The organism is Pseudomonas sp. A-B-19 (assembly GCF_019947515.1).
Taxonomy (GTDB): domain Bacteria; phylum Pseudomonadota; class Gammaproteobacteria; order Pseudomonadales; family Pseudomonadaceae; genus Aquipseudomonas.
Map to the genome: position 1 here is coordinate 22,962 of NZ_JAGYGN010000025.1, position 14,927 is coordinate 37,888.

Sequence of the window (14,927 nt, forward strand, 5' to 3'; positions counted from 1 at the left end):
GCTGGTACAGTCGCCGAAAAGAGCGAATTTGGAACACCATCCCCTGTGGGAGCGAGCTTGCTCCGGGCGGCGTTCCGACGATGGCGGTGTGTCAGCCGCCATGAATGCTGAATGTGAAACCGCTATCGCGAGCTCGCTCCCACAGGTTTCGTGATGCCTAGAGCCCCCAGCGCAGCAACAACAGCACCAGCACAACCAGGAACACCGTCTCCCCCACCATCAGCAGAATCGGCTTGATCCCGACCGCCGCCAGTTCCTTGAGCCGGGTCTTCATGCCCAGGGCGCTGATGGAGATCACCAGGCACCAGCGCGACAGTTCGTTGACCGATCCCTGCACCGCAGGCGCGATCCAGCCGGTGCTGTTGATGCAGGCCAGAATCAGAAAGCCGACGGCGAACCATGGCAACAGCGGTGGTCGTTTACCGGTCGGGTCGGCGCCTTGCATGCGGGTGATCATCGCGGCGGTGACGATCACTGGCAGCAGCATGGCGACGCGCATCAGCTTGACCACCGTGGCCGTGTCGCCGGTTTCGGTGGACATGCTGTAGCCGGCGCCGACCACCTGGGCCACGTCGTGGATCGTGGCGCCGAGGAATACGCCTGCGACCTGCGGCGACAACTGCAGCCAGTTGGCGATCATCGGGTAGACGATCATCGCCAGCGTGGACAGCGCCGAGACGCCGATGACGGTGAACAGTGTGGCGCGTTCTTTCTGCGGATGGTTCGGCAGCGCCGCCGCCAGCGCCAGGGCCGCCGAGGCGCCGCAGATGGCCGTCGCGCCACCGGTAAGCATGCCGAACAGGCGCTGGAAGCCCAAAGCCTTGGCGGCGATCACAGACACGCCGATGGTCACCACCACCAGGATCACCACCAGGGCTATCGGCTTCCAGCCCAGCGCCGCCATTTGCTCCAGGGTGATGCGCATGCCCAGCAGCGCCACGCCGATGCGCAGCACCGTGCGGGCGGTGAATTCGATGCCGGCCTTGCAGGGGCCGTCATCGGCGAGAAAATTCAGGGCCATGCCCAGCAGCAAGGCAAACAGCATGACCGGCGCACCGTAGTGTTCGGACAAAAACGACGCAGCGGCCGCCACGATCAGACTGACGATAAACCCCGGGGCCAGTTCGCGCGTGCGACTGTGGATACGGGTGAGAGCAATGGCGCTCATGGCGCGTTCTCCTCGGATGCGATGACGATAAACGCCTGGCCGTCGATGATCTCGACCGGGTAGTTGGTGACTTTTACCAGCTTGGAATTGAGCAGGTAGCCGCTGTGCAAATCGAAGCGCAGTCCATGGGCGCAGCATTGAATCACCCGCCCCTCAAGGCGCCCGCCACACAACGAGGCGCCCTGATGCGGGCAGCTGTCGTCGATGGCAAACAGCTGCCCGTCGACGTTGAACAACGCCAGGCTTTTGTCATCGAATTCGAACAGCGCGCGGCCACCGGCCTGCGGGTGTTTGCCGGCAGGTACGGGAATGCGCCGGGTCATTCTGGCTGCCGCTCGCGATCACTTTCCTTGAGGGCTTCGGTCATGGCCCCGAGCAGCGCCTGGGCAGGTTGTGCACCGATCACTGTCAGGCGACCGTCGAACTGAAAGCTCGGCACGCCACTGGTCGCGCCGGGGGATCCGGCAAATGGCGTGGCGTCGCCCTTCAGGCAATCGAGCACTTCGTTCGTGTCGACGCCGCAGGAGCGGGCAATGGCCAGCAAGGTCTCACGGCAACCCAGGTTTTCGCGTCTCAGGAAATACCCGGCGAACAGTCGTTCAAGCAACATTTCATGCCGACCGGCATTACCCGTTTCGCAGACACGAGCGAACAAACGATGGGCGTCCGCGGTGTTGGGCATGGTCTCGATGCCACTGAGGTCGATGGCCAAGCCAACTGCCCCGGCAGCCTGCTGAACCTGGTTCTGACGCATGGCCACCGCTTCGGCATTGCCCAGGCGCTTGCGGTAGAAATCGGCGAAGGGTTCACCCTGTACCGGTATCTGCGGCAGCAACTGCACGCCATGCCACGCCGTGGTGATCTGCACATCCGGGTGACGGCTGCGAAACTGCACCTGCGCATGTTCGAGTTGGCGTTTGCCGATCAGGCACCAGGGGCAGATAAAATCGAAAAATACATCAATACGTAAACGACGACTCACAACTTCACCTCTAAACCGGCTTCACGGACAGGGTCAGGCACGCTATGACCCTGAAGCCGGGCAATATCTTTGTGGTAATGACACTTGGCGTAAAAGAACACGGCCGCTGCCGCGAGGCTGACCAGTGGCACCAATTGGAAAGCCGCGTGCAGGCCGATCAGATCGGACACGCGACCGGTGATGAACGGACCCGGCGCCAGCCCCAGCATGTTGTTGGCCAGGGTCAGCGTGGCGAACGCCGTGCCGTGCACCGAGTAATGGGTCAGGTTGGCCACCATCGCCCCGGCGGGGCCAGTGGTGCCGGTGGCAATCGCCATGCCCAGACAGATCAGCACCAACTGCACCGGCCCTGCCGACAATGCGAACGCTGCCGACAGCAGCAGGCAACTGCCCAGGCAAAAACCAATGGCCAGGCTGACCTTGCGCTCCGGCGAGTGGCGACACAGACGATCACTCAACATCCCGCACAGAATCATCCCGGCCCCGCTGCACAACACGATGATCGCCGCCATGCCGCCGGCCTTGTCGGTGGGCATGTCGTAGTAGCGATTGAGGTAGCTGGGAATCCACACCATCACCGTGCCGCCGACGAACAACTGCAAGCCGCTGCCGACGTAGGTCGCGACCACCGAACGACTGGACCACAGCGTGCGTAGCGGACGCTTGACCGCGGCGGCCGTCTTGTTTGCAATCTGCGCGGCACGCTGTGGCGCAATGCGCGCTTCCTTGACGATGAGCGGGTAAAGCACCGCCAGAAACAGGCCAAACAGCGACATACCGGCGAACGACCAGCGCCAGCCCAGTTTGGCGGCAATCGCACCGCCCAAAGCCATGCCCAACACCGAACCGAACATCCCGCCAGCCATGAAGGCACTGGCCAGGGTGGCGCGCATGTGTTTGGGAAATACCGAAATCACCACCGCAATGCCTACGCTGCCGTAGGCGGCTTCGCCGACGCCGACCATGAACCGCGCGATGAACATCTGCTGGTAGTCCTGAGCCAGCGCGCAACCCAGGGTCGCCACGCTCCACAGGAACGCCATCAGCGCCAGGCTCTTGACCCGGCCGAAACGGTCGGCCATCAACGACAGGGGAAACGTCAGCAGGCCGACCATCAGGGCAACGATGCCACTGAGCAGACCGAGCTGACCGTCACTCAACGCCCACTCACTCTTGAGCAGCGGGAACACCGCGTTCAGCACCTGACGCGACATGTAATCGGAAATCAACAGGCCGAACGTCAGTGCAAAGACGATCCAGGCATATTGGCGCGCAACGCCGACTCCGCTGGAGTCGTCATCGTCAGCGGCGATTGGGTGAAAGGCCATGCAGCCTCCTCAAAGCTTCGTTTTATTGTTGTTATCAAGCATGTAGCAATGCGGCGAGCGAGCGGTCACGGCCGCTCGTTCGCCGTGTCGGTCAACCGCGTTGCGGTACGCCTTTCTGCCCAGCCTTGCGGTTGGGGGCCATGCCGTTGGCCAACAGGGTTTCTTCGATGGTTTCGTACTGCACGCCGATGCGGTAGATCTCGCGGGCTTCTTTGCCGGTGGCGATTTCACGGCCCAGCTCATGGGCAATGCGCACGGTTTGCTGGATCTGCGCTACCGAGCCGAAACGATCGCCCTTGTGGTCAATGATAGTGTCTTCATTGCCCACACGCGGGTGCATGCCCATGGCCATCGACATGGTGTTGAACGGCATTACGTTCTTGAGCAGCGATTCGGAGGTCACAGTAGATCCGTCCGGCGCGCGGTGGAGGAAGTTGAAGAAGTTGAACGGATTCGGACCATCGAAACCGCCACCAATGCCGATCCAGGTCAGGTTCAACGGGCCTTTGTAGATGCCCCTGCGCACCAGACGCTCGAGGGTTTCCAGAGCGTGCATGCCGGTTAACTGGAAGTGCGGCTGGATACCGTTGTCCATCAGGCGCTTGAGGTGCTCGGCAACCCAGGCAGGACCCGCCGGTACAGTCATCTCGCTGTAGGCAGCCTGGGTCATCGGGTTGGCCAGGGAGGTGCCTTCCAGATATTCCGGATACAGCAGCTCCATGATGTTCATCTGGGTGGTGTTGATCGCCACCGTGACCTGATCCGGTTTCGGCGTCAGCTCGGCCAGCATGTGGCGGGTGTCGTCGGACAGCCACTTGGCCGCTTCGCCATCGCTTTCCGGGGCGAAGGAAATCGAGCCGCCGACCTGGATGATCATGTCCGGCACAGCTTCACGTACACCGGCGATCAGCTCGTTGAACTTCGACAGACGCTTGGAGCCCTTGCCGTCCAGTTCACGTACATGCAGGTGCAGTACGGTGGCGCCGGCTTCATAGCATTCGACCGCTTTCTGGACTTGCTCATCCATGGTCAACGGGATGTCTTCCGGGAAGTCTTCCGGCATCCATTCCGGGCCGTACGGGGCCACGGTGATGACTACCTTTTCCATGTTTTCCGGGTGCAGGGAATCGTCGAAGAATTGCATGGTTACTCCAGTTCTCAGGCCAGTTCTTATGATTGTCCCGTCCACCCGGAGTCGTGCCGGGCAGACGTGTTTACATGTGCGAATGCTGCGAGTGCGATTGCAGGTGGCGTTCGATCAGAACGTCTTGTCGCCGATGATCCCGGCACGGTCCATCTTGCGATGGCACGGTGGGTAATCCATGACGGCGTAGTGCTGGGTACTGCGGTTGTCCCAGATGGCGATACTGTTGGGCTTCCAGCGCCAGCGCACCTGATACTCAGGGATGTACGCCTGGCTGATCAGGTAGCGCAGCAACTCACCGGCGCCGGGGTTGGCGTCCTGGCCGAAGCGCACCCGCTCAGGCGTGTGGTAGTTGCTGAAGTGGGTGGTGAAAGCGTTGACGAACAGCACCTTCTCGCCGGTTTCCGGATGGGTGCGCACCACCGGGTGCTCGGCGTCCGGGTACATCGCCTTGAGCGCCAGGCGCTTTTCAATCGGCATGGCGGCACCGAAGCTCGCTTCGATGCTGTGGCGGGCGCGCAGATCGGCGATCTTGACCTTTACGTCTTCCGGCAAGTTCGCATAGGCCTGGACCATGTTGGCCCACATGGTGTCGCCGCCCACCGGCGGGCACTCCACGCAGCGCAGCACGCAGCCCATCGGCGGTGCTTCACGCCAGGTGGCATCGCTGTGCCAGGAGTTTTCGTAGCGGTCTGCCGGCTGGTCCGGTCTCTTGTAGATCTGTACCAGGCCGGGATGCTCCGGATCACTGCCGGCCACCGGATGATCTTCCAGCTCGCCGAAGCGTCGGGCGAAGGCCACGTGCTCGGCGCGGGTGATGTCCTGGTCTCGCAGGAACACCACGCGGTGCTTGAGCAACTGGGCACGAATCTCGGCAAACAGGCCGTCGTCATGGATTGCGTCGGCGAGATTGACGCCGATCAGTTCGGCGCCGATGGAGCAGGTCAATTGTTCGACTTTCATGGCTGGCCGCTCCTTAAACGACGAAAATCGATGAGCCGGTAGTCTTGCGCGATTCAAGGTCGCGATGGGCCTGCACCGCGTCCTGCAACGCGTAGTGCTGGTTGATCTCGATCTTGATCCGGCCGCTGCCGACGTGGTCGAACAACTCGCCCGCCAGGGCGGCTTTTTCCGCAGGGTCGCTGATGTAGTCGGCCAGGGCCGGACGGGTCAGGAACAGCGAGCCTTTCATCGCCAGCATCACAGGGTCGAAGGCTGGAATCGGACCAGACGCAGTGCCGACGCAAACCATCAGGCCGCGGCGCTTGAGCGAATTCAGGGAACCTTCGAAGGTGTTCTTGCCAACGCTGTCGAACACCACGTTGACGCCCACGCCGTCGGTCAGTTCGCGAACGCGAGCGGCGACGTCTTCATGGCTGTAATTGATCGTATGGTCGCAACCGTGAGCCCGGGCGATTTCCGCCTTTTGCTCGGTCGACACCGTGCCGATCACGTTCAGGCCCAGCAATTTGGCCCACTGCGAAACGATCAGGCCGACACCGCCAGCGGCGGCATGCAACAGAATGCTGTCGCCTGGCTTGAAGTCGTAGATGCGACGCATCAGGTACGAGGACGTCAAACCGCGCATGGTCATCGCGGCTGCAGTCTCGAAGCTGATGGTTTCCGGCAGCTTGATCAGCGGCGCGGCCGGGATCAGGCGCTCGGTGCTATAGGCGCCGAGAGTATTGAGAAAACCAGTGTAGGTGACGCGATCGCCGACCTCGACGTTGGTGACCCCTTCACCAACGGCCTGGACTACCCCAGAGGCCTCGACACCCATGCCGTTGGGCAGTGGAATCGCATAGGTACCGTTACGGAAATAGGTGTCGGCATAGTTCAGGCCAACTGCCACATGACGAAGCCGAACCTGGCCGGGACCGGGCTCGCCGACTTCGACGTCCTCATAACGCAGGACTTCAGGACCACCGGTTTCGTAGAAGCGTACGGCTTTTGCCATTTTTCTTATTCTCCAATATGGGCGTGTTGCATCGAATTGCGTTGATTGGACTGTAGGACGAGGCCTGTCGGGACGCTTCTCATCAGACGACAATGGCTTTTCATTTGGTGACAGGCAGAAACAGGATCGCTCCAGCCGGTCCCGCCGCCACCTGCGTTATCATCGCCCGCTTCCACGCCCCAAGAGCCTTGAAGCCGGATGTCCGAAACGCTGCCACTGCCCGATGATCACGCCTTGCCCCCGGTCCTGGCCGGCCCGCTGTTGCGGCGCCTTGAGCCCACGCGACTGGTGCTGTGGCTGGTGGCTTCCCGGACGCTGGCGCTGACCTTGCGCTTGCAGGGCGTCGGCGAAATCCGTCTCGATGCCGGGCAATGCACGGTGATTGCGGTGGGGGCTCATGCCTATGTGCACTTGATCGATGTGCACCTCGATCGCGCCCTGCCCCGGGACGAGTCGATCGACTATGACCTGCTGATCGATGGCACAGAACAAGGCATCGCTGACTGGGCGCCGCACCTGCTGTATGGCGATGCCCGTTGCCCGAACTTCGTCCTGCGCGCACGGGTCGACCAGTTGCTCCACGGCTCTTGCCGCAAGCCTCATCACCCGGCGGCAGACGGCTTGCTCTGCGTCGACCGGTTGCTGGCGCAGGACCACGCGGCAAAGGACCGCCCGGCACTGCTGATGATGACCGGCGATCAGGTCTACGCCGACGATGTCGCGGGGCCGATGCTGCGGGCGATTCACACCTTGATCGAGCGCCTGGGGCTGTTCGGGGAGCACCTCGAAGGCGCCGTGGTCAGCGACAGCGCCAGGCTCTACGAGCATCCGGCCAGTTACTACCACCGCGCGGATCTGCTGCCAGCACTGCAAAGCAATGAAACCCTGCGCGAACGTTTTTTCGGCGGTGCGCGCAAGCCGATTTTCACCAGCAGCAGTGCCGACAACCATCTGGTGACCTTCGCCGAAGTCATGGCCATGTACTTGTTGGTCTGGTCGCCAACGCCCTGGACCCTGATCGCGCCCCAGGCACCGACGCTGACGCCGGAAAGGCTCAAGCGCTACGCCCTCGAACAGACGCGCATCGATGCCTTCAAGGCAGGCCTTGGCAACGTCGCGCGGGCATTGGCGCATCTGCCGACATTGATGATTTTCGATGACCACGACATCACCGATGACTGGAACCTTAGCGCGCAATGGGAGGAAACGGCCTACGGCCACCCGTTCTCCCGACGCATCATCGGCAATGCGTTGCTGGCGTACATGCTGTGCCAGGGCTGGGGCAACCATCCGGATGCGTTCGGTGCCCTGCTGAAAAAGACTGGTGCGTTGAGCACCAGCACACACCAGCGTCATCTCGACAGCACCGTTCAAGATGACTTGATCGGTGATCTGCTGAAGTTTCAGCACTGGCATTACGTGCTGCCGACCACCCCGGCCATCGTGGTGATCGACACCCGCACCCGGCGCTGGCGCAGCGAGATGAACCTCAAGCAGCCTTCCGGATTGCTCGACTGGGAAGCCCTGAGCGAACTGCAACAGGAACTGCTGGACCACCCGAGTGCGATCATCGTTTCGCCGGCGCCGATCTTCGGCGTCAAACTGATTGAAACCGTGCAGCGGGTATTCAGCTGGTGCGGTTATCCACTGCTGGTGGACGCGGAAAACTGGATGGCCCATCGGGGTGCGGCACAGGTAATCCTGAACATTTTCCGCCACTCGCGCACACCGGGTAACTACGTGGTGCTGTCAGGCGATGTGCACTACTCCTTCGTCTACGAAGTGCTGATCCCCCATCGAAAAGCCGGGCCGCGCATCTGGCAGATCACCAGCAGCGGCATCAAGAACGAATTCCCCGCCACTCTGCTCGAGTGGTTTGACCGCCTCAACCGCTGGCTGTACTCGCCACGCTCACCGCTGAACTGGCTGACCAAACGGCGACGCATGCGCATTGTGCCGCATGTGCCCGAACACGCGGAAGCCGGTGAGCGGCTATGGAACTCGGCGGGGATCGGGCAGGTGTTTTTCAATGACCTGGGGCAGCCGCAGACCATCTATCAGCACAACTCGGACGGCTCGCCGAAGACCCGGATGATTGCGCCGGAAGACGGAGATTGAGGTAAAGAAGACACCACAGAAAACTGTGGGAGCGACGGTGCGGCGAGCAAGCTCGCACACACTGGGCTTGTGGCATGTACTCTTTCCAGATCCTGTGGGCCTGCTCGCGAAGTGACCAGTTAAATATTGGGGGAATCCATTCTGTAACCCGCCCCCGGCGCACCTTCATGGAGCGCCACCTGAATGTTCGAATACAAGGCATTCGCCTCGGCAGTGGTGATTGATCGCGAACAATCACGCAGTACAACACGTAGTAGCACATTCTCCTGCCCCGGCAGCAATCCGAGGCGTTCGATGGCCTGCAGAGGCAGCTCTGTGAACGCCCAGCGCCCTTTGATCTGCATTTCCTCGATCCAGTCTGAACAATCGCCAGCTGCCTGCAACATCCTTTCAGTCAACACTTCCTCGCTCAGCCCCGGAGTTACCGCTAACGAAATATCGCGAGTAATCGAAGGCAACCGAGAGACGGCGCGCCACGGATTCAGATCGTGCATCTGTGCCTGTACTCGTTCGTTCTGATCACGCAGCAAACGAATATCCGGGATGCCTTTGCGCAGCATGGTCAAGCGATCCAATCCCATTCCCAGCGCCAGTCCTCCATGACGCAAAGGATCGATCTTCAGTCGCTCCAATAATGATTTGGCAATTCGACCGCACTCCAGAACCTCTACAGGGACGCCGTCATTCAACAGGTTTACTTCGATCCCGCCCTCAGTGTAGTGATGCGGACTATCACTGTAGATCCAAGGCATATCAGGCACGGCAGATTTGAGGATATCGCCGACCAGGCAAAGTAAATGCTCATGCGTCGACAAATCAGGATCACCGAGCACCCAGATATCCATCTGATGCGGCTGCGCACAATGCCAACGATCCCGGCTGTCACGACGAAAAGTGATACCAGGCGCGGCCAATAATATTGACTGCCCCGGTTGTCGTAGCTTGGCCGCTCGCTGAAGCGCAGAGGGAATTTGGCTAGTGGTTTGCGTCCGTAACAGGGACCACTCGTCAACCCATCGAGTGTGTGCACTTCCAAGCGTAATCTCAGATGCGTCAAAACCAAGCAACCCGTAGTTTTCTTCAGCGGAGACAATTCTCGGCCCCGTCTGCACTTGCGCTTGTGGCCAGCCTTTATCCGTTAACCCTTGAAGGACCTCCTTGAGTAATAATCGAATGGCGTGATCGGGGGCAGCGGGCTCTGTTAGATCAGCCAGTAACAAGGCTTGGTGTACGGATGTCTCTGTCAGATATTTCTTTGATTCCTGCACTACACAACCCCTTATTAACAATTGAATGCAGCCCCCCGTAAAAGCCCCCATAGACCAACCTAACGATTTCAGATCGTCCATCACAACAAAATTCGGTGAAACACTAAATTTTCAGAAGAGGACTACAGCCACTGCTTACACAAATAACCAAGAGCTTCTTATCAGACACCTCACGCTCAGCCTTATGCTTTGATTACTGAGGATATAGAAAATGATTTCATTCAGTCCGTAGCGCAATGCTGTTCAGTTAAGCGAATGTGGTCCTCTGTAGGAGCAGCCGGTCGACGCTCGATTGCTCGCGATGGTCGTTAACGATAACGCGTATTTACTGGCTAAACGCGGCGCTCTTGAGTCCATCGCGAGCGAGCTCCTACAATGTCCTTAACTGAACAGCATTGCAGTCCGTGGCGGAGTTTTTTGAAGTTCATCAGGCTCACATGAAGCCACAAGAGCCGAGTCCGTTTTCCTTTCACGGAACCTTGAAAATAGCCGGAATACTTACAATTCTTAGAAGACCCAACCCTGCTTTACCAGAAGGCTTAAATATTACTTTAAAATGATTGAGCGATCGCATATCTGAAGAAGGTGCACTATTGACCATTGAAGACTGCACAATCACTTCACTGAAAACAAATGACAATGAACACATAAAACTATTGGATCTTGCAGCAGGGCCTAGAGGCCTCAAGGCGCACAGGCCGGCGGATTCTGGTGTACTTGTAGGCGTGTGCCTGCGATAAGACCAGCACCTCCAGCATCAATGCTGACTGAAGCACCGCTTTCGCGAGCAGGCTCACACCCACAATTGATCGGTGTCTCTCATGGACCTAACCCGAACCTTGATCATCGGCAACTCCGGCTCGGGCAAGAGCTGGCTGGCGCAGCGGCTGGCCGAGCAATTGCGTGTGCCCTGGACCGATCTCGACCGGATTCACTGGCTGTCCGACGAACACAGCATCCCCCGTCCCCGCGCCGAAGCATTGACCATGGCGCGGATCGCGGCCGAACAAGAGCGCTGGGTGATCGAAGGCGTGTATGGCTGGATCGCCTGCGAACTCCTGCCACGGGCGACTGCGCTGATATGGCTGAGCGTCGGGGACGAGGATTGCGTGGCCAACATTCGACAACGCGAGGCCGGGCACGATGAGCAGGACCTGTTGCTGATCGCCTTGCTGGAGTGGGCGGGTAGTTATCACCAGCGGCTGGGGTCAAGTGGGTTTGCGGCGCATCAACGACTGTTCGAGGAGTTTTGCGGTGCGAAAATCCGTCTGCGGGATCGGAAGGAGATCGCGGCGATGGTTCATCACCCGTAAATTTTCGCAACTGCGGTCGGACAATCCTGATAGATGACGTGTAGCTCAGAATGGGATTACATCAGTCACAGAAACGTCCTGAGGAACATTCGGCGATACTCGATACAAGCGTGGAGGCACTTTCCACGTAACAACCACTCGTAGGTATCGCCTTGCCAACATGTACTCATTTCTGTACGTTCTCTGCATCAAGCGAGGACAATCACATGGAAACCATCAACTACACCAACGCTCGGGCTCACCTGGCGCAAACCATGGACCGGGTGAATGAAGATCGCGCCCCGCTACTGGTAACGCGTCAGAAAGGCGAGCCGGTGGTGATGATGTCATTGGCCGAATACAACGCTCTCGAAGAGACGGCCTACCTGCTCCGCTCCCCCGCCAACGCTGAACGCCTGATCAAGTCCATCGCCAACCTGCGAGCGGGCAAAACCAAAACCAGGCAACTGATTGAAGAATGAATATCGAGTTCACTCCTGAAGCCTGGGACGATTATCTCTGGTTCCAGCAGAACGATAAGGCAGGGCTCAAACGTATCAACCTGTTGATCAAAGCTATCCAGCGTGAGCCTTTCGACGGCCTGGGAAAACCCGAACCGCTCAAGCATAACTTGAGCGGATTCTGGTCACGCCGGATTACGGCCGAACATCGACTGGTCTACGCCGTTGAAGACGGCGAAATACGCGTCGTGATGTGCCGATACCATTACTGAGCAGAGCCTCAGCCCGCTTTCACCACGCTGCTCACCCCTCTGACAATCATCTCCACCTCCCGCTCATCAATGGTCAGCGGCGGCAGCAGGCGAATGGTTTTGCCTCGGGTGACGTTGATCAGCAAGCCGTGATCCCGGGCTGCAATCAGGCTCAGGTCGCGGATCGGTTGCTTGAGTTCGATGCCGATCATCAGGCCCTGGCCGCGGATTTGCGAGACGTTCGGGTTGCCCGCCAGTTCTGCGCGCAATCTTTCGAGCAGGCGCGTCCCCTGAAGCCGGGCGTTTTCCAGCAGCCCTTGTTCTTCAACGATATCCAGCACGGTGCAACCGACCCGGCAGGCCAGTGGATTGCCACCGAAGGTGCTGCCGTGGCTGCCCGGCGTGAAGAGCTCGGCCGCCTTGCCACGGGCCAGACAAGCGCCGATGGGCACGCCGTTGCCCAGGCCTTTGGCCAGGGTCATGACGTCCGGGACGATGCCTTCGTGCTGGAACGCGAACCACTGGCCGGTGCGGCCGATGCCGGTCTGGATTTCATCGAGCATCAACAGCCATGAGCGCCGGTTGCACAGTTCGCGCACGGCCTTGAGGTAGCCTGGTGGTGCCAGTTGCACGCCGCTTTCGCCCTGGATCGGCTCCATCAGCACCGCCACGATCCGTGAGCCGTTGGCCTGCTGCACCTTGTCCAGCGCATCGAGGTCGCCGAACGGCACTTTGACGAAATCCCCCGGCAGCTTGTTGAAACCCAGGCGCACCGCCGGGCCATCGCTGGCCGACAAGGTGCCGAGGGTGCGGCCATGGAACGCGTTCTCCATGACCACCACCAGCGGCTGCTCGATGCCTTTGTGCCAGCCATGCAGCCGGGCGATTTTCAGTGCGGTTTCGTTGGCTTCGGCCCCGGAGTTGTTGAAAAACGCCCGGTCCATGCCCGCCAGCCGCGTCAGTTTTTGCGCCAGCCGTTGTTGCCAGTCGATGCTGTAGAGGTTCGACGTGTGCAGCAGCAGCCCGGCCTGTTCAACGATGGCGGCGACGATTTTCGGGTGGGAGTGGCCGACATTGGTCACCGCCACGCCGGCGATAGCATCCAGGTATTCGCGGCCGGCCTGATCCCACAGGCGAGTGCCCAGGCCCTTGTTGAAACTCAAGGCCAAGGGTTGGTAAGTGCTCATCAGGCAGGCGGCGGTCATGACATCAAGCTCCAGCAAGGGTCGGTGTTTTTGCAGTATGGTTAGCCACCAGAGCTGGATAAACACCGTAAAACTTCAATCATTTAAAAGCCGAGCTTGATAATGGATCTGTTCCAGGCAATGACCGTCTACGTGAAAGTGGTGGAGACCGGCAGCATGACCGCCGCCGCTTTACAGTGCGAAATGTCCACGACCATGGTCGGCAACCACCTCAAGGCCCTGGAACAGCGGCTGGGTGTGCGCCTGCTCAACCGCACGACGCGGCGCCAGCGCCTGACCGAGTTCGGCGCCGCGTATTACCAGCGCTGTCTGGAAGTGTTGGGGTTGGTGGCCGATTCCGAGCGGCTGGCCGAGCAGGCGCTGGACGAACCGAGCGGGATCTTGCGCATCACCGCGCCCTTGACCTTCGGGACCGAGCGCCTGGCGCCGGCACTGAGCGAGTTCAGCCGGCAAAACCCACGGGTGAAACTCGACGTGGTATTGACCAACCGACGCCCGGATCTGCTGGAAAACGGCCTCGATGTGGCGTTTCGCCTCGGCGCGCTTGAGCCCTCCAGCCTGATCGCCCGCCCGCTGATCGACTACACCCTGACCATGTGCGCGTCACCGGAGTATCTGGCCCGTCGGGGTACACCGCAAACGCCTGAAGACCTGCGCCACCATGACTGCCTGTCCTTTGCTTATCCGGCCGGGGATGACTGGCAATCGGTGCAAAAGGAATGGCGCCTGGCCGGTCCCGATGGCGAAGTCAGCGTAGGGGTCAGCGGGCCGATGCTGATCAACAGTTCGGCCGGATTGCATCAGGCAGCACGCACCGGCATGGGCATCGTGATGATGCCCGACGCCTTGGTCGAACAGGACCTCAAGGACGGAAAGCTGTTGGCCCTGATGCCCGACTACTGCCCGCCCAGTCGGCCAATGCATCTGGTCTATGCCCAGGATCGCCACCGTTTGCCGAAACTGCGGCGTTTCGTCGAATTCGCCGTGCAGAGGTGGGGCAAGCACTAACCGGCTGAGCGGGCCATGCAGACACTGATCACCCTTTACATCCCCGCCTTCACCAGCACCGGTTGTTCCTGATAACGATTCGGGAACAGCTGCTTCAACTGCGCGACCTTCGGCAAATCGTTGATCACGATGTACGGATAGGTCGGATGCTCTGTCAGGAAGTCCTGATGTTCCTCTTCCGCCGGGTAGAAACCGTTGAAGGTTTCGAGTTTGGTCACGATCGGTTTGTCGAAAGCATGGGCGGCGTCGAGCTGGGTGATGTAGGCCTGTGCGACCCGTTGCTGCTCAGTGCTTTTGGTAAAAATCGCCGAGCGATACTGGGTGCCGCTGTCCGGCCCCTGGCGGTTGAGTTCGGTCGGGTTGTGCGCCACCGAAAAGTAGATCTGCAGCAAGGTGCCATAGCTGACCTGAGAGGGATCGAAAGTGACTTCGACCGATTCCGCATGGCCGGTATTGCCGTTGCTGACGCGCTCGTATTGCGCGGTATCGGCTGCCCCGCCCGCGTAACCGGAGACGGCATTCTTCACGCCTTTGACATGCTGGAACACCCCTTGAACGCCCCAGAAGCAGCCACCGGCGAACACGGCGGTTTCACTGCGGGCCTGGGTGCTTTCGTCGAGGGCCGGCGGCGGAATGACCACCGCCTCTTCAGCGCCTCCGAAGGAGAAGGCCGAGCATTGGCTGATGATGCCGGCAGCCGCCAGCCCCAGCAGGGTGCGGCGCCAGGTAAAGAGGGTTTTCATGG

15 protein-coding genes are annotated in these 14,927 nt (G+C 60.1%); 5 read left to right on the forward strand and 10 right to left on the reverse strand.

The window, feature by feature from the left end; translation table 11 throughout:
• Nucleotides 1-157 precede the first annotated feature (157 nt).
• The 7 genes from KGA81_RS23290 to KGA81_RS23320 all read right to left on the reverse strand — a co-directional run bounded on the left by KGA81_RS23290 (nucleotide 158) and on the right by KGA81_RS23320 (nucleotide 6,579).
• Nucleotides 158-1,168 (reverse strand): YeiH family protein, encoded by a 1,011-nt coding sequence (locus KGA81_RS23290; protein WP_223548872.1) that lies wholly within the window; start codon nucleotides 1,166-1,168, stop codon nucleotides 158-160.
• Nucleotides 1,165-1,491 (reverse strand): Rieske (2Fe-2S) protein, encoded by a 327-nt coding sequence (locus KGA81_RS23295; protein WP_223548874.1) that lies wholly within the window; start codon nucleotides 1,489-1,491, stop codon nucleotides 1,165-1,167. The genes KGA81_RS23290 and KGA81_RS23295 overlap by 4 nt, the downstream gene beginning before the upstream one ends.
• Nucleotides 1,488-2,150, reverse strand: coding sequence for a DsbA family oxidoreductase (locus tag KGA81_RS23300; RefSeq protein WP_223548877.1), 663 nt, complete (start codon nucleotides 2,148-2,150; stop codon nucleotides 1,488-1,490). Before KGA81_RS23300 ends, KGA81_RS23295 begins: the two co-directional genes overlap by 4 nt.
• Nucleotides 2,147-3,478 carry an MFS transporter gene (locus KGA81_RS23305; RefSeq protein WP_223548879.1) on the reverse strand — a complete coding sequence of 444 codons (1,332 nt, stop codon included), beginning with the start codon at nucleotides 3,476-3,478 and terminating at the stop codon, nucleotides 2,147-2,149. The genes KGA81_RS23300 and KGA81_RS23305 overlap by 4 nt, the downstream gene beginning before the upstream one ends.
• A 91-nt stretch (nucleotides 3,479-3,569) precedes the next feature.
• Nucleotides 3,570-4,622 (reverse strand): 3-keto-5-aminohexanoate cleavage protein, encoded by a 1,053-nt coding sequence (locus KGA81_RS23310; RefSeq protein WP_223548881.1) that lies wholly within the window; start codon nucleotides 4,620-4,622, stop codon nucleotides 3,570-3,572.
• Nucleotides 4,623-4,736: 114 nt separating this feature from the next.
• Complete coding sequence (locus KGA81_RS23315; protein WP_223548884.1) at nucleotides 4,737-5,585, reverse strand: TauD/TfdA dioxygenase family protein; 849 nt, start codon at nucleotides 5,583-5,585, stop codon at nucleotides 4,737-4,739.
• A 13-nt stretch (nucleotides 5,586-5,598) separates the two neighbouring features.
• Nucleotides 5,599-6,579, reverse strand: coding sequence for a quinone oxidoreductase family protein (locus tag KGA81_RS23320; protein ID WP_223548886.1), 981 nt, complete (start codon nucleotides 6,577-6,579; stop codon nucleotides 5,599-5,601).
• Between the two features lie 198 nt (nucleotides 6,580-6,777).
• On the opposite strand from KGA81_RS23320, the gene KGA81_RS23325 reads away from it, so the two are divergent.
• Nucleotides 6,778-8,697, forward strand: a complete 1,920-nt coding sequence (locus KGA81_RS23325) for an alkaline phosphatase D family protein (protein WP_223548888.1) — start codon at nucleotides 6,778-6,780, stop codon at nucleotides 8,695-8,697.
• A 119-nt stretch (nucleotides 8,698-8,816) separates the two neighbouring features.
• Here KGA81_RS23325 and KGA81_RS23330 read toward each other — a convergent pair whose 3' ends face one another.
• Nucleotides 8,817-9,965, reverse strand: a complete 1,149-nt coding sequence (locus KGA81_RS23330; RefSeq protein WP_223549006.1) for a hypothetical protein — start codon at nucleotides 9,963-9,965, stop codon at nucleotides 8,817-8,819.
• An 821-nt stretch (nucleotides 9,966-10,786) separates the two neighbouring features.
• Here KGA81_RS23330 and KGA81_RS23335 point away from each other — a divergent pair.
• From KGA81_RS23335 to KGA81_RS23345, 3 genes are all read left to right on the forward strand, one after another.
• Nucleotides 10,787-11,278, forward strand: coding sequence for an adenylate kinase (locus KGA81_RS23335; protein ID WP_223548891.1), 492 nt, complete (start codon nucleotides 10,787-10,789; stop codon nucleotides 11,276-11,278).
• Nucleotides 11,279-11,484: 206 nt separating this feature from the next.
• Nucleotides 11,485-11,739 carry a type II toxin-antitoxin system prevent-host-death family antitoxin gene (locus KGA81_RS23340; RefSeq protein ID WP_218429407.1) on the forward strand — a complete coding sequence of 85 codons (255 nt, stop codon included), beginning with the start codon at nucleotides 11,485-11,487 and terminating at the stop codon, nucleotides 11,737-11,739.
• Complete coding sequence (locus KGA81_RS23345) at nucleotides 11,736-11,990, forward strand: Txe/YoeB family addiction module toxin (RefSeq protein WP_015093589.1); 255 nt, start codon at nucleotides 11,736-11,738, stop codon at nucleotides 11,988-11,990. Before KGA81_RS23340 ends, KGA81_RS23345 begins: the two co-directional genes overlap by 4 nt.
• 8 nt (nucleotides 11,991-11,998) lie before the next feature.
• On the opposite strand, the gene KGA81_RS23350 is transcribed toward KGA81_RS23345, so the two are convergent.
• A complete protein-coding gene (locus KGA81_RS23350; RefSeq protein ID WP_223548893.1) occupies nucleotides 11,999-13,174 on the reverse strand; it encodes an aspartate aminotransferase family protein in 1,176 nt (391 codons plus the stop codon).
• A 102-nt stretch (nucleotides 13,175-13,276) separates the two neighbouring features.
• On the opposite strand from KGA81_RS23350, the gene KGA81_RS23355 reads away from it, so the two are divergent.
• Nucleotides 13,277-14,182 (forward strand): LysR family transcriptional regulator, encoded by a 906-nt coding sequence (locus KGA81_RS23355; protein WP_223548895.1) that lies wholly within the window; start codon nucleotides 13,277-13,279, stop codon nucleotides 14,180-14,182.
• 35 nt (nucleotides 14,183-14,217) lie between these two features.
• On the opposite strand, the gene msrA is transcribed toward KGA81_RS23355, so the two are convergent.
• Nucleotides 14,218-14,925, reverse strand: a complete 708-nt coding sequence (msrA, locus tag KGA81_RS23360; RefSeq protein WP_223548897.1) for a peptide-methionine (S)-S-oxide reductase MsrA — start codon at nucleotides 14,923-14,925, stop codon at nucleotides 14,218-14,220.
• Nucleotides 14,926-14,927: the final 2 nt, after the last annotated feature.

What these genes read in the sequence shown, in the direction of transcription:
- KGA81_RS23310 (WP_223548881.1), bottom strand. Translation starts at nt 4,622, where the DNA reads ATGCAATTCTTCGACGATTCCCTGCACCCGGAAAACATGGAAAAGGTA.
- msrA (WP_223548897.1), bottom strand. Translation starts at nt 14,925, where the DNA reads ATGAAAACCCTCTTTACCTGGCGCCGCACCCTGCTGGGGCTGGCGGCT.
- KGA81_RS23290 (WP_223548872.1), bottom strand. Translation starts at nt 1,168, where the DNA reads ATGAGCGCCATTGCTCTCACCCGTATCCACAGTCGCACGCGCGAACTG.
- KGA81_RS23335 (WP_223548891.1), top strand. Translation starts at nt 10,787, where the DNA reads ATGGACCTAACCCGAACCTTGATCATCGGCAACTCCGGCTCGGGCAAG.
- KGA81_RS23350 (WP_223548893.1), bottom strand. Translation starts at nt 13,174, where the DNA reads ATGACCGCCGCCTGCCTGATGAGCACTTACCAACCCTTGGCCTTGAGT.
- KGA81_RS23340 (WP_218429407.1), top strand. Translation starts at nt 11,485, where the DNA reads ATGGAAACCATCAACTACACCAACGCTCGGGCTCACCTGGCGCAAACC.
- KGA81_RS23325 (WP_223548888.1), top strand. Translation starts at nt 6,778, where the DNA reads ATGTCCGAAACGCTGCCACTGCCCGATGATCACGCCTTGCCCCCGGTC.
- KGA81_RS23355 (WP_223548895.1), top strand. Translation starts at nt 13,277, where the DNA reads ATGGATCTGTTCCAGGCAATGACCGTCTACGTGAAAGTGGTGGAGACC.
- KGA81_RS23315 (WP_223548884.1), bottom strand. Translation starts at nt 5,585, where the DNA reads ATGAAAGTCGAACAATTGACCTGCTCCATCGGCGCCGAACTGATCGGC.
- KGA81_RS23305 (WP_223548879.1), bottom strand. Translation starts at nt 3,478, where the DNA reads ATGGCCTTTCACCCAATCGCCGCTGACGATGACGACTCCAGCGGAGTC.
- KGA81_RS23345 (WP_015093589.1), top strand. Translation starts at nt 11,736, where the DNA reads ATGAATATCGAGTTCACTCCTGAAGCCTGGGACGATTATCTCTGGTTC.
- KGA81_RS23295 (WP_223548874.1), bottom strand. Translation starts at nt 1,491, where the DNA reads ATGACCCGGCGCATTCCCGTACCTGCCGGCAAACACCCGCAGGCCGGT.
- KGA81_RS23320 (WP_223548886.1), bottom strand. Translation starts at nt 6,579, where the DNA reads ATGGCAAAAGCCGTACGCTTCTACGAAACCGGTGGTCCTGAAGTCCTG.